This window comes from Cohnella luojiensis (assembly GCF_004564235.1).
In the GTDB taxonomy this organism is placed as follows: Bacteria; Bacillota; Bacilli; order Paenibacillales; family Paenibacillaceae; genus Cohnella; species Cohnella luojiensis.
Genome location: NZ_SOMN01000004.1, coordinates 88,365 through 101,586, shown reverse-complemented (window position 1 = coordinate 101,586; position 13,222 = coordinate 88,365). Strand labels below are relative to the sequence as shown.

Sequence of the window (13,222 nt, the reverse complement as noted above, 5' to 3'; positions counted from 1 at the left end):
AGGATCATTCATGGAGAAAATCAAAGTCGGCATTATCGGTACGGGTAACATTAGCGGCATTTATTTTCAGAATGGAAAAAGGTTCGAATCCATGGAAGTCGTCGCTTGCGCGGATCTCGACGTTGAACGCGCGAAAGCAAAGGCAGAGGAGCATGGACTTCGCGGCTGCTCGGTCGAGGAGCTTCTAGCCGATCCTGAAATTCAAATGATCATTAACCTGACGATCCCTCAAGCCCATGCTTCGGTTATGCTGCAAGCTCTTGAAGCGGGTAAGCACGTTTTCGTGGAGAAGCCTTTCACGGTTACTCGCGAGGAAGGTTTGCAAGTGTTAGAGTTGGCGAAGCGCAAAGGTCTGCTCGTCGGCAGCGCGCCGGACACGTTCCTCGGAGGAGGAATTCAAACCTGCGTCAAGCTCGTGGAGGACGGATGGATCGGGACTCCGATCGGAGCGACCGCGTTTATGGTATGCGGCGGACACGAGTCATGGCATCCGGCTCCAGAGTTCTACTATCACAAGGGCGGCGGTCCGATGTTCGATATGGGACCTTATTATTTGACGGCTTTGATCGCTTTGTTGGGGCCGATTTCCAGAGTTACCGGTTCCGCCCGAATGTCTTTTCCTGAACGGACGATCACGAGCCAGCCGAAATTCGGCGAGAAGGTGAAGGTGGAGGTTCCTACCCATGTAGCCGGAATCATGGACTTCGTTTCAGGTCCGATTGCTACGATCCTGACGAGCTTTGACGTGAAAGGCAACTCCCTTCTCCCGCGCATCGAATTGTATGGCAGCGAAGGAACGCTTATCGTTCCGGATCCGAACGGCTTCGGAGGACCGATCAGCATCTGGCGCGCGGGTTCCAAGGAATGGTCTGAAATCCCTCTTACGCACGGGAAGGCTGCGAACGCTCGCGGAGTTGGAGCCGCCGACATGGCACGGGCCATTCAAACGGGGCGCAAGCACCGTGCCAACGGAGAGATGGCTTATCACGTGCTGGAAGCGATGCATGGCTTCCACGACGCCTCCGAGCAAGGGGCTCATTACGTCATGAAGAGCACTTGCGAGCGTCCGGCTCCGTTGCCGCTTGGCTTGGCGGACTTCGGATTGGATAGATAGTCTCATCGCTTTCTGCCCCTCCCGCGCGGAGGGGTTATTTAATTTGTAGTTGATTAACTTCGGAATATCATTCACACTGTTCTGGAGTTATACGGATAGGAATGGGGTAGAATCAGCGCATTATGAACAAGAAATGGATCTATTATTTAGGCCTTACATTAGTTGCCGCGATATGGGGCGCGAATTTTGGAGTATCGCGTTCCGCCATGGAGACGTTTGACCCGATTCTGTTCTCTTTTCTTAGGTTCGGTCTCGCGGTACCGTTCTTTTTTCTCATTTTGAAAATAAAAGAGGGCAGCATAGGGCTTCCATGGAAAGTAATGCTTCAACTCGCTTTCATCGGCCTTATCGGAGTAACGGGATTGGAAATCGCTGTGATGTACTCGATCAAATACACGACGCTGGCCAATGCTTCGTTGCTCAACGTAGCTCCGTGGCCGATATTTGCAGCCTTGTTCGCTCCTTTATTCGTTAAGGAGAAGTTTACTAGACGTCTAGCCGTTGGCGGGGCAGGGGCGATCATAGGCGTTACGTTCATAATTTTGGGCGGGGAAGAGGGCTTTAATCTCTCGTCCGACCATATGATCGGCAATCTGTTGGCATTCGGAGTAAGCATAATAGGCGCTTTATTTAATCTCTCTTGCATGCCGTTGATGAAAAAATATTCTTCCCTTCGCGTCAGCACTTGGTTTATTTTCTTTGGTGCGCTATTCATGCTGCCACTGACGATGGGGAGCTGGAGCAAAGTGGACTGGAGCGGGCTTGAGGCAGGTCATTACACCGCAATCGTCTATAACGTTCTTATTTGTACGGTGTTTGCTTTCGTAGTCTGGAATGCGAGCATGTTCAAGATCGGTGCGGCAAGAGCCAATTTCTTTCGTTACGTAGTGCCTGGGGCAGCCGTCATCGCGGGGCTCGTCTTCTTCGATGAAGGCATCACGTTATGGCAGATGGTAGGAGCCGTTTGCATGGGGGCGGGCTTAGTCTGGATCAGCACGGAGAAAAAGGAGCCTGAGCCTGTTCCGATCGCGGTTGTGCAATAGGAGTTTGGTGTTGGAGGGCGAAGGGCGTACCGAGAGTTTTTCGGCACCCCTTTTTCGACTTCTCTCTGTTGTTCCCTTTTGCCGCTATCCCTTTCGATCAGGAGAATCCGTAGTTCGACCAAACCCAACTACAGCTCACCTCCATCGTTGGAGAAGGCCTACTGAACGAAAGGGATAGCGAGAAAGTAAACTAACGCTTCGGACTAGTCCGGAGCGTTTGCCTGTATTCTGAAGGGGATTGCCCGCTCCATTTCCGGAATTTTCTCGAGAAATAAAGCGCATCGCCATAACCCACGGAAGAGGCAACCTGATCGACCGTCATAGAGGTAGCAAGTAGAGCCTCTGCCCGCTGCATGCGGATTTTCAGCAAATATTGCATCGGCGATACGCCGGTTGATTGCTTGAATAGCTTGCATAGATGGGTACGATGGTAGCCCAACATATTCGACATATGCTCTATGGAGATCGACTGGGTGTATTGAAGCGAAAGGAATTGAATGGCCTGCTTGATAATATGTTCCGTTGCGTTATCCCGAACGGGATCGACGACTTCAAGCTGGCGCTTCGCCGCCCCGAGCTGCCGTAACAGCAAACGAACCCATCCGCCGGCCTCCAGATTGGAGAGATCAGGCACGTAGTCGCTATGGAAGCAGTCATGAAGCTGGCGGTAAATTTCCGGGATTTTCGGATGTAAGCAGCCCGATATGAAGGGTTGCTCGGGAGTGACGCCTAACGAAGTTAGCAAGCCCTTAGCTCCATGACCGACGAAAGCAACCCAAATATAATGCCAAGGCTGCCATTCGTCGGCTTGATAAAAGAACAGCTCGCCAGGGAAAATCACGAACGTATCGCCTTTCACGCAATTGTATTTTTTATCGCGAATAACGAACTGCCCGTATCCCGAAAGTACGGTGTGAATGAGGTAGTAATCATGAATGGCAGGACCCATTTGGTGCAACGGCTGCGGTTGGCCTTCGCCGCTGAACAGAACGGAGAGCTCCCCGTCGGAGGGAGAGGGGTTCATGCCCACGGAGAGATAACGATGTTCCGGATCCATATCGTCTGTCACCTACCTATCGATCTTACCTATTACTTTAACAAATAAACGACAAATGTCCATATTGTTGCGCGAACCTTCCATACTTTTTTGAGTGCGCTTGCATTACATTGAGGATAGGAGTCGACTCTAATCTTCGGAGGTAATCATCGTGTCCAAAATCACTTTTCTAGGGGCGGGAAGCACGGTATTCGCCAAAAACGTACTTGGCGACGTTATGCTTACGCCAGCATTGCAAGGCTTTGAAATTGCGCTGTTCGACATCGATCCCGTACGATTGAAAGATTCCGAGAACATGCTGAATAACATCAAAAAGACATCCGGAAGCACCTGCGTGATCAAGGCCTTCACCGATCGCAAGGAGGCGCTTCGCGAATCGAAATACGTGGTCAACGCGATCCAAGTCGGCGGTTATGATCCTTGCACGATTACCGATTTCGAGGTTCCCAAGAAATACGGCTTGCGTCAGACGATCGCCGATACCGTGGGAATCGGAGGCATTTTCCGCAACTTGCGTACGATCCCCGTTATGCTCGACTTCGCAGCGGACATTCGCGAGGTTTGCCCGGATGCCTGGTTCCTTAACTATACGAACCCAATGGCTGTTCTAACGAACGTTATGAATACTTACGGCGGCGTGAAAACGGTTGGTTTGTGCCATAGCGTTCAAGCGTGCGTCCCTGATATGTTTCGGCATCTGGGCTTGGAAACGGAAGGCGTTCAAGCGAAGATCGCGGGCATCAACCACATGGCTTGGCTGCTCGAGGTAAGGAAGGACGGAGTCGACCTGTATCCGGAAATCAAGAAGCGCGCGGCCGCGAAACAGAACGAGAAGCACGGCGATATGGTACGCTTCGAGATGATGCTGAAATTCGGCTATTACATCACGGAATCTTCCGAGCATAACGCCGAGTACCATCCTTACTTCATCAAGCGCAATTATCCGGAGCTTATCGAACGGTTCAACATTCCGCTCGACGAATATCCGCGCCGTTGCATCGAGCAGATCGGCAATTGGAAAAAAATGCGCGACGAGCTCGTTAACGATGCGAACTTGGAGCATAATCGCTCCCATGAATACGCTTCGTACATCTTCGAAGCGATGGAAACGGACGTGCCTTTCAAAATAGGAGGCAACGTCATGAACACGGGCGGGCTTATCTCCAACCTGCCTCGCGAAGCTTGCGTAGAGGTTCCGTGTCTGGTCGACCGCTCCGGCGTCAACCCGACTTATATCGGCAACCTTCCTCCGCAACTGGCTGCTCTTAATCGAACCAATATCAATACGCAGCTGCTCACGATCGAAGCTGCCATTACAGGCAAGAGAGAGCACATCTACCATGCGGCGATGCTCGATCCGCATACGGCGGCGGAGCTATCGATGGACGACATTATCGCCATGTGCGACGATCTTATCGAAGCGCACGGGGATTGGCTGCCGAAGTTCTCTGTGGTATAGTACGGATGTATAACTAAAGAAGAAAATCTGGGACGCGCGATCACCTGATCGGCGGCCAGGAGAGGTTCGCGAACTCCCTCGGCTTATTTACGCCAATCTCTTTCTTCTCATCCAGAAGGGGGATTTCTAATGCGCAGCAAAGAAGAAATGCAGGATATTACGCTACTTGGCAATCAAGGTACCCGGTATGTGTTCGAGTATGATCCGGGTGTGTTGGAGGCGTTCGACAACAAACATCCGGGTCGCGATTACTTCGTGAAGTTTAACTGCCCGGAGTTCACCAGCCTATGCCCGATGACGGGTCAACCGGATTTCGCCACCTTGTACATCTCCTATATACCGGACGCGCGAATGGTAGAGAGCAAGTCCCTCAAGCTGTATCTATTCAGCTTCCGCAATCACGGCGACTTTCACGAGGATTGCATGAACATCATCATGAACGATCTCATTGCCTTGATGAATCCTCGTTATATCGAGGTGTGGGGAAAATTTACCCCTCGCGGCGGCATATCCATCGATCCCTACTGCAATTGGGGACAACCGGGAACCAAGTATGAGAAAATGGCGGAGCATCGACTGATGAATCATGATCTCTATCCGGAGAAAATCGATAACCGATAAGGTAGCCGCAAGTAAATAAACAGGCACCGTTCCCAATAGAGGAACGGTGCCTGTTTTCATGAAGCCTGCTACTCGGTTGTTGGCTGCGGCTTATCGAAGGTATGCGTGACTTTCCAATGCTCCCCGCCATCCGTCGACGTATATATGATGGATGGCTCCGCGTTATCGGTGTTGATCCACCACAGATGCTCCGCATCCGCCGCCGCGATGAGTTGAGTTCCGTAACCCGGAAACTTGGAGGAGAGGTTGATCCAAGTTTTGCCCCCGTCCGTCGTCTTGCCCATCGTGTTGGGGAGATCACAGGCCATGCATTGTCCACCCATGAACGCGACTTTGGGATTCACGACGTAGAGAGCGCCGGGGCTGGAGCCGGTATTGCTCGGAACTTTGGATTCTTGACCGGTCTTGTATCCCGGAGCGGGACCCGATCCGGCTTGGTTATTGGCCAAGACGGGTATCCACGATTTCCCCCCGTCCATGGTGTGGAACAGGGAGTAGGAAGTTTGGGACATGCCGGAGTCGCCAATGAGCTCTACCCAAGCATCCTTCTTGCCTGCGGAACGAATGACGGTTCCGGTCACCGAAGCAGCCGTTGTCCGCTTCAGCACCGTTGTCCAGGTTTTTCCGCCGTCAGTCGTACGTACGATATCTAGAGTGTTCTTATCTTTGTTTTGCGTGACTGCCCAGCCGTTGTTGCGGTCATGAAAATATGCGTCTCCGGCGATGACTGCAGGCTGCGGGAGCTTGGACCATGTTTTCCCGCCGTCCTTCGTATGAGCGTTTCCGCTGAAGCCCTCTTCGGAGGAAACGAAATGAAGGAAGCTATAGTTCGGGACATAACCGATTTCCGCCCATTTCGCACCTCCGTCAACGGAGTGGAGGAGTTTAAGTTGTTTGGAGTCGCCGATATCGAGCGTCGCCCATACTTCGAGGTTGTTCAGTGCAAATAATTGATTAACGATATGCTTATGTTCTAGCTGAGACTTCCAGCTCTTGCCGCTATCGTCCGTTCTGGCGATCCAACCCTCGCCCCCGGCCCATCTGGTCTTGAAATCCGCCAACCGCAAGGCGGTCACCTTTCCTTGGGGAGCCATGCTATCCGATGGGGATGGAGGAGTAGCGGTCGGTTCCTCTTCCGCGTTCCCGGAGCCTTCGGCGCTTGGCGAATTCGGAGAATTCGAAGCACCCGAAGAAGGCTCCGCTGAGGATGTGGCGGGCATATCCGATGGCACGGCAACCGAACCCATTGGCGGGTTAGCCTCATTTCCGTTTTCTTGCGAGCAACCGACGAGCAGGATAGCGAATAGAATCAGCGCGGCGATCAGGAGATTAGCTTTGTTTCAGACGATTTGCTGAATTCGCCGAGCGATCAACGTTCCATGATGGCGGCCGCTTTCGATGAAGATTTCGTTCGCTTCACGGCCGGCGGCGATGACTCCCGCGATGAAGAGTCCCGGAATGTTCGTCTCCATTGTCTCCGGATTAAATTCCGGGATCGTCGATTCGGCATCGACATGCGCCCCGGCATCCGTAAGCAACGTGCGCTCGGGCTGAAAGCCTGTCAAAGCCAGCACGAAATCATTGTCCAGCCGGTAAGACGGACGGGTTGGATCGGAGGGTTGAACGGTGACGGTGCTTTCATCGATCCGAATGACTCGCGAAGAGAAAAGCATGCGTATTTTGCCCTTGGCTACCATGCTTGCGAATAAAGGTTTCACCCAGGGTTTAATGCTTGGCGAATAATCGTCTCCGCGATAGACGACGGTGATGTCCGCGCCTACGCGAAGCAGCTCCATCGCCGCATCCACCGCGGAATTGTTGCCGCCGATAATCGCGACTTTCATACCCGTATACGGATGGGCCTCTTGGAAGAAGTGGGTTACTTTTGAAAGCTCTTCTCCCGGTATGCCAAGAAGATTAGGATGGTCGAAGTAGCCGGTTGCAACGACAACGAAGCGGGCTTCGTAAGCTGCCGCAGAGCCAAACCGATCGACCGTCTCAACCCGAAAGGAGCCGTTCTCCAGCCGGGAAATAGAAGCAGCGCTCTCGTAAGCATGGATGCGGAGTTTGCGACGCAGCGCGACATCGCGGTAATACTGCAAAGCTTCGCGACGGGTCGGTTTGTCGTTCGGAGTGGTGAAAGGGATACCGCCGATCTCCAGCAATTCGGACGTGCTGAAAAACTGCATATAAGTCGGGTATTGGTAGATAGAATGCACGACGGCATTTTTCTCGATGAGGAGCGGCTCGATCCCGATGGCTTGCAGCTCTAGCGCCGCGGACAAGCCGCAAGGGCCGGCTCCTATGATGATGGCTCGCTCAACGTTAGGTTTTATTTGTTCCATAGGAGGGTTCATCCATTCTAATGTTCTCTGCCGGAATGATGGAGAGCACCCATTTGCACCATTCGATGTTGGTCCGGCAAGTCAGCAAGGCTTTGTTAAGCAAGATATAGGCTTCCGCCACGATTAATCTTGCGCTTGAGATCCTTACGGATCATTTTGACACGACATTGAGTTCGGTGCAATGGACTTTAACGGGATTCATGCTCGCCATGGGAATGACTGCTCCTCGCTAGAATATTAGAAAAGCGATGAAAAACATTATTATTCACTCAGCACAACCCCGTTGGGGTTCAAAAAACGATGAAAAACATCTCTGTTGAGTGGCGTTATTGACCGTTCTGGGAAAAGTTGCACCAAAAGCGATGAAAATCAATGTTATTCACCCTTCTCAACCTCGTTGACGTTCAAAGTAAGATGATAATTATCGCTAATGAAAATTACAAAGGTCTAATCTTAGCTCATGCTTTGATTACGCTACCTTCCCCATATCGATGACTCCGTGAAAACGCATTAATTTAGATAGACATTCGAACTTGTGATCGCTTACAATAGTGACATTCTTAAATTTCTTCCACATTTAACCAATGTATTCGAGGAGGTTATGGAGTGTCATGATGGAGACGATCGCGTTACATCAAGGGAGAACGCAAGCTAATCCGGATGAAGTGGGATTCGACTCGGACGTCTTGCGGCGATTAAACGGCCACTATGAATCGTTAATCGGTAAAGAGACGATTCAGGGAGCTTCTTATGCACTATCGCGTTACGGCAAAGTGTTCGCTCATACGGCGATGGGTAAACTCACGCACAATGAGAATAGCCCGGATTTGCTGCCGGGTTCGATCCGCAAGACGTATTCCATTACCAAAATGGTTACTGCGGTAGCCATCATGCAGCTATGCGAGCGTGGGGCGATTTATCTTCATCAGCCCATTAGCAGTTTATTGAAGCAGTTCGATACTCCCATGCATCGCAATATTACTATTTTTCACTTATTAACCCATACATCGGGGTTACGAGCGGATCCAGGATATTATTTCGAGCCGCATCAATTGCCTTGGTTCGAATGGGCTTACCGGGAGAGGAAGAAAATCGATCCCGCGAGCGATTGGATTCAGCTCTTATTAACAGGCCCCGTCATGGCTGAGCCCGGCAAGGAGTGGCATTATTCGACGGCTGGTTATGCCATTCTTGGAGAAATCATCGCTCGCGTTTCAGGCACAGCCTATCATCAATATATTGAGAAAGAAATCTTGTCTCCGCTGGGGATGGAACATTCCTTCTTCCATGTTCCTCCGGAATGGAGAGATGAGACTTGCGTTACCGGCCCCTGGGAAGAGAAAAGATTATCGGCTGCAGAGTTTGATTCCGACGAGCCTCCCAAAGCCGGAAACGGCTTATATTCCACGCTGGCGGATTTGTTGCGCTTGGGCCAAATGATGCTTCAAGGAGGAACGTTGGACGGCGTACACATTATCTCTGCACGCGCGGTGGAAATGATGACGAGAAATCATCTGACCGGCGTTCGAATGCAGGGCTGGGGAAGCGACGAACCTGATTTCCGGTTCGGGCTAGGCCTATCGATCGATGACTTCGACCTATGCTCGCCGGGCACCTTCAGCCATGAAGGATTCGGTCACAGCGGTCTTTATGTCGATCCGGCGGAGCAGCTAGTCTTCGCGTTCTTCGTGCCAAGCAAGCGGGGTTATACCGCAGAGTCCGTACAGGTTCCCAAAGCGATCGTGTGGTCGGGATTATAAGAGGAGGAGACTAAGAATGACTGTAACCGAGACAATACAAACCTCGACGCTGCAGGAGGCCTCTTATCGTCCCGAGGCACTTGCTAGTCTGGAAGACCATTTCAGGAAGTTAGTTCAAGATAATAAAGTGCAGGCCGCATCCTATTTGCTGGCTAAAGACGGTCGGATTTTCGCAAGCAACGCTTTCGGAAGCCGATCATATAGGGAGAACAATGAATCTCCCATGCTTACGGATACCATTCGCAGAATCGCCTCCATTTCGAAGCTGTTCGGGGCAACGGCTATATTTCAACTGGTCGAGCAAGGAAAACTGTACTTGCGGCAGCCGGTGGCCGAATGGATCGAAGAATTCAAACACCCGATGTTCGAGAAAATCCAAATCTGGCACTTGCTTACGCATACTTCCGGGCTGTGGCCGGACCCCGGCTATTATACCGAACCTAACCCTTTCGGCCATTGGGACGTTAGATTCGCCTTTGATCCGGAGACGGAGGGACCTCATGCCGTAAAGGATGAGGAAGAACTGCTAAAGCTTCGCAAATCGGCATGGATTCGCGCTATTTTATCCATGAAGCCGGTGTGCAAGCCTGGGGAGAGTTGGAACTATTGCTCTGCCGGGTATGCTTTAGTAGGCGAAATCGTAACGCGAGCGAGCGGCCTTCACTTCGAGCAATACGTAATAGAGCGCATTGCGGAGCCGCTCGGGATGACCCGTACATTCTTTGACGTTCCGGAAGAGCTCCAAGGAGAAGTATGCGTAACCAACGATTGGGATGAATCCCGGATGGTCAAACGGGATAGAACATATGAGCCGCCAAGAACGGGCGGAGGGCTGTACTCTACGCTAGGGGATTTGTTCAGGTTCGGTCAAATGCTGTTGAACGACGGGAGCTATAACGGCCGACGCGTGCTTTCTCGTAAATCGATAGAACGGATGACCCGGAACCATTTCGAAGGACGGCAATTGTTCGCTTATCATTGGGGTTCCAAAATTTCTGCCCTGTCCTATGGCATGGGTCCGGGAGTGGTGGCGGAGAATGAATGGATGTCCGAGGGTTCTTACGGCCACGAGGGGGCAGGTCGTTGTAAACTCATGATCGATCCAAAGCTTAACGCCGTCATCGTCTATTTCGTACCTACTAATTTGGATTGGGTGCCGGAATCGATCATCCATCCTCAACAGCTGATTTGGTCCGGTTGGCAGTGAACGGAATACTTGTTTCCATGAGAGCGATCGGCTTTGCTACCTACAAGGAGTGGGCAGCCTACCGCTCGCATATGGCGGTATCGCTCCTTGTCGGACCCGTTTATTTTTTGGTGCAATTTTTCATATGGAGCGCTGTTTTTCAAGGAACGACTTCCTTAAACGGCTTTACGCTGGAGCAAATGCTTTCTTACTTCGGCATCGCGGCGGTCATCAATTACCTAACGTTCGATTTTGCGGATTGGAATTTGCAAATGCTCGTGCGTTCGGGGAAGTTCGTTACTTTCGCGCTGCGGCCCATACCGCATTGGCTATTCGCTTTGGCGCAAAAGCTCGGTCATCGGTCCCTGGGCTTTCTTATCGAGTTTGTTCCCGTCTCGCTGATTTTTCTGTTTATCTTCGGGATCAAACTTTGGCCTACGCTGCCGTGGTGGGCCTTGCTTTCCGTATCGCTCAGCTTTTTAATGAATTTCATGGTTAATTATTGCGTCGGATTAACCGCCTTCTGGCTTGTTCGCGCGGAGGGCGTGCGAAGGGTGTTTTTGCTGCTCAAGGACATTAGCGCCGGACTGTTCGTACCCCTGACCTTTTTTCCGGAATGGACGCAGAAAGCGTTATTTTTCCTTCCCTTTCAATTTATTACCTACGTGCCTACCAGGGTTTTCATTGGTCATTATGAATTAGCCGGTTATTCTATCGGAATCCCGGCTTTAGTTGCGCTGCAAGCAGGCGCTACGGCGATTATGGCGTTCCTGATGCTGGCGCTTTATCGTTCCGCGATGAGGCGCTTCACGGGGGTGGGAGTATGAAGGGGGTATGGGCTTGCATAGCTTCCGTGCTCCGAACGAAAGTTGCCGAACAGATGGCATACCGAAGCCATTTCTTCCTGAGCGTAATCCTGTTGATCGCGGGTGATTTGCTCGTTCCGATGATTACGCTTCTTGTCTATCGCTCGGGTGCTTCCTTTCCAGGCTGGTCCATGCACGAGGCCCTTCTTATTCAAGGAGTATTCGGGCTTGCCAAAGGAATCGCATTCCCTCTATTCTTCGGAATGGTCAGCAGCACGTTGTCCTTAGTTCGGGAGGGCACATTCGATCTACTGCTGCTTAAACCTCGTCCCGCTTTATTCATGACCATGCTAAACGGTCTGGATCCAGAGGATTTCGGCAGGCTGCTTAGCGGAGGAGTGCTTTTCGGTTATGCGCTATCGGGATTGCCCACGCCGACGTTTAACGGATGGATCCATTTTGCAGCTCTATTCGCAGCTTCATTGGCCGTATTGTGTGCATTTTCGCTTTTTTTGTCCGGCCTACTGTTTCGTTGGGTAGGGAGCAGCCGGGTGTATGACATATTTGATTCTATTACGAGCTTCGGAATGTACCCGGGCACGATTTACGCGAAATCCTTCCAACAGCTGTTGACCTATGTCATACCGGTAGGCATCATTGCTTTCGTACCGGCTTCGGCACTGCTAGGCCGCACTGGGTGGGGAACGTTAGGCGCGGCAGCTGCAGCTGCGCTGTTTATAGCCGCAGGTATCGCCTATTGGCATCGGATGTTGCGAGGCTATACGAGCGCTGGCGGATGAGGAGTGAGAGAGGTCGCCTATGATCGAAGTCAGTAATCTTTCGAAAACCTACATGACCCATGAACGGGGACACAGCTTGCGGGAAATAACGGCTAACTTAATCCGCAGGCCGATGAAAGAGGTTCAAGCAGTCAAAGAGATTTCCTTCTCCGTAGGGCAGGGGGAGATGGTTGCTTTCCTTGGGCCGAATGGCGCGGGAAAGTCGACGACTCTTAAAATGCTAACCGGCGTATTGCATCCCACATCCGGGGAAGTCAAAGCTTTGGGGCTGACTCCCTGGAAACAGCGCAGCGAGTATGTCAAGCGCATCGGGGCGGTGTTCGGGCAGAAATCCCAATTGCTCTGGGACATTCCTCCCGTCGATGCCTTCTATATGAATAAAGCGATTTACGGAGTCCCGGATCGGGACTATATTCGAACGCTTGACCGCTTAACGACGCTGCTGGAAGTCGGCGACGTCATGCGAAAGCCGACCCGCCAGCTTTCGCTGGGCGAACGGATGAAGTGCGAATTCATCATGGCGATGCTGCACGGTCCGGAGCTTGTATTTCTGGATGAACCAACGATTGGACTTGATGTTATCGCCAAGGAAAATGTTCGGGACTTCATTCGGGATATGAACCGCCAAGGAGTAACCTTCATTCTGACGACTCATGATTTGGACGATGTGGAGATGCTTGCGGAAAGGGTTATCGTCATTAACCAGGGAGAGATCGTATTCGATGACGGACTGAATGTATTAAGGGGCAGGCTAGGGGAGAAAAAGGCGGTCCGCGTGACGACCGATATTCCGCTTCCCGATATGCCTATGCCTGGCGTTGCAATGATAAAGAGAATTCACGAATCGGAAGCGGAGCTCGAGATCGATCTGGAGATTACGCCGCTTAAAGGCTTTATCCGTTATTTCAACGAAACCTACGGCATTCGCGATATGTCTATTGAACCGTTGCCTATAGAAGTCGTTATGAAAGAATTATATATCGGTTCTGCAAAGTTGCCTTGACTTCATAGCGTTCCCCTTCTAAACTTGG

At 51.6% G+C, this 13,222-nt stretch carries 12 protein-coding genes; 9 read left to right on the top strand and 3 right to left on the bottom strand.

Annotated elements, in window-relative coordinates:
- The first annotated feature begins 10 nt into the window (after window positions 1–10).
- Window positions 11–1,114, top strand: a complete 1,104-nt coding sequence (locus E2980_RS05450) for a Gfo/Idh/MocA family protein (RefSeq protein ID WP_135151130.1) — start codon at window positions 11–13, stop codon at window positions 1,112–1,114.
- A gap of 122 nt (window positions 1,115–1,236) precedes the next feature.
- Window positions 1,237–2,157 (top strand): DMT family transporter, encoded by a 921-nt coding sequence (locus tag E2980_RS05445; protein ID WP_135151129.1) that lies wholly within the window; start codon window positions 1,237–1,239, stop codon window positions 2,155–2,157.
- A gap of 190 nt (window positions 2,158–2,347) precedes the next feature.
- On the opposite strand, the gene E2980_RS05440 is transcribed toward E2980_RS05445, so the two are convergent.
- Window positions 2,348–3,214, bottom strand: a complete 867-nt coding sequence (locus tag E2980_RS05440) for a helix-turn-helix transcriptional regulator (protein WP_135151220.1) — start codon at window positions 3,212–3,214, stop codon at window positions 2,348–2,350.
- 151 nt (window positions 3,215–3,365) lie between these two features.
- Here E2980_RS05440 and melA point away from each other — a divergent pair, with 151 nt between their 5' ends.
- Window positions 3,366–4,673, top strand: coding sequence for an alpha-glucosidase/alpha-galactosidase (gene melA / locus E2980_RS05435; RefSeq protein WP_135151128.1), 1,308 nt, complete (start codon window positions 3,366–3,368; stop codon window positions 4,671–4,673).
- 129 nt (window positions 4,674–4,802) lie between these two features.
- Entirely contained in the window at window positions 4,803–5,294 is a 492-nt protein-coding gene (gene queF, locus E2980_RS05430) for a preQ(1) synthase (protein WP_135151127.1), read from the top strand.
- 68 nt (window positions 5,295–5,362) lie between these two features.
- Here queF and E2980_RS05425 read toward each other — a convergent pair whose 3' ends face one another.
- Together E2980_RS05425 and E2980_RS05415 are read right to left on the bottom strand one after the other, a co-directional pair.
- On the bottom strand, window positions 5,363–6,541 hold the full coding sequence (locus tag E2980_RS05425; protein WP_167746990.1) for a WD40/YVTN/BNR-like repeat-containing protein: 1,179 nt from the start codon (window positions 6,539–6,541) through the stop codon (window positions 5,363–5,365).
- Window positions 6,542–6,634: 93 nt separating this feature from the next.
- Window positions 6,635–7,639, bottom strand: a complete 1,005-nt coding sequence (locus tag E2980_RS05415; RefSeq protein ID WP_135151124.1) for a YpdA family putative bacillithiol disulfide reductase — start codon at window positions 7,637–7,639, stop codon at window positions 6,635–6,637.
- Between the two features lie 611 nt (window positions 7,640–8,250).
- On the opposite strand from E2980_RS05415, the gene E2980_RS05410 reads away from it, so the two are divergent.
- Genes E2980_RS05410 through E2980_RS05390 form a run of 5 tightly spaced genes read left to right on the top strand, consistent with a single transcriptional unit; the run spans window position 8,251 to window position 13,194 of the window.
- Window positions 8,251–9,399 carry a serine hydrolase domain-containing protein gene (locus E2980_RS05410; RefSeq protein ID WP_135151123.1) on the top strand — a complete coding sequence of 383 codons (1,149 nt, stop codon included), beginning with the start codon at window positions 8,251–8,253 and terminating at the stop codon, window positions 9,397–9,399.
- Window positions 9,400–9,415: 16 nt separating this feature from the next.
- Window positions 9,416–10,606, top strand: coding sequence for a serine hydrolase domain-containing protein (locus E2980_RS05405; protein ID WP_135151122.1), 1,191 nt, complete (start codon window positions 9,416–9,418; stop codon window positions 10,604–10,606).
- Between the two features lie 17 nt (window positions 10,607–10,623).
- Window positions 10,624–11,412 (top strand): ABC transporter permease, encoded by a 789-nt coding sequence (locus E2980_RS05400; RefSeq protein WP_135151219.1) that lies wholly within the window; start codon window positions 10,624–10,626, stop codon window positions 11,410–11,412.
- Window positions 11,409–12,191, top strand: coding sequence for an ABC transporter permease (locus tag E2980_RS05395; RefSeq protein WP_135151121.1), 783 nt, complete (start codon window positions 11,409–11,411; stop codon window positions 12,189–12,191). The genes E2980_RS05400 and E2980_RS05395 overlap by 4 nt, the downstream gene beginning before the upstream one ends.
- A 19-nt stretch (window positions 12,192–12,210) precedes the next feature.
- Entirely contained in the window at window positions 12,211–13,194 is a 984-nt protein-coding gene (locus E2980_RS05390) for an ABC transporter ATP-binding protein (RefSeq protein WP_135151120.1), read from the top strand.
- The last annotated feature ends 28 nt before the right edge of the window (window positions 13,195–13,222 follow it).

What these genes read in the sequence shown, in the direction of transcription:
- E2980_RS05415 (WP_135151124.1), bottom strand. Translation starts at nt 7,639, where the DNA reads ATGGAACAAATAAAACCTAACGTTGAGCGAGCCATCATCATAGGAGCC.
- E2980_RS05395 (WP_135151121.1), top strand. Translation starts at nt 11,409, where the DNA reads ATGAAGGGGGTATGGGCTTGCATAGCTTCCGTGCTCCGAACGAAAGTT.
- E2980_RS05425 (WP_167746990.1), bottom strand. Translation starts at nt 6,541, where the DNA reads ATGGGTTCGGTTGCCGTGCCATCGGATATGCCCGCCACATCCTCAGCG.
- E2980_RS05445 (WP_135151129.1), top strand. Translation starts at nt 1,237, where the DNA reads ATGAACAAGAAATGGATCTATTATTTAGGCCTTACATTAGTTGCCGCG.
- E2980_RS05400 (WP_135151219.1), top strand. Translation starts at nt 10,624, where the DNA reads ATGAGAGCGATCGGCTTTGCTACCTACAAGGAGTGGGCAGCCTACCGC.
- E2980_RS05410 (WP_135151123.1), top strand. Translation starts at nt 8,251, where the DNA reads ATGATGGAGACGATCGCGTTACATCAAGGGAGAACGCAAGCTAATCCG.
- E2980_RS05450 (WP_135151130.1), top strand. Translation starts at nt 11, where the DNA reads ATGGAGAAAATCAAAGTCGGCATTATCGGTACGGGTAACATTAGCGGC.
- E2980_RS05440 (WP_135151220.1), bottom strand. Translation starts at nt 3,214, where the DNA reads ATGGATCCGGAACATCGTTATCTCTCCGTGGGCATGAACCCCTCTCCC.
- queF (WP_135151127.1), top strand. Translation starts at nt 4,803, where the DNA reads ATGCGCAGCAAAGAAGAAATGCAGGATATTACGCTACTTGGCAATCAA.
- E2980_RS05390 (WP_135151120.1), top strand. Translation starts at nt 12,211, where the DNA reads ATGATCGAAGTCAGTAATCTTTCGAAAACCTACATGACCCATGAACGG.
- E2980_RS05405 (WP_135151122.1), top strand. Translation starts at nt 9,416, where the DNA reads ATGACTGTAACCGAGACAATACAAACCTCGACGCTGCAGGAGGCCTCT.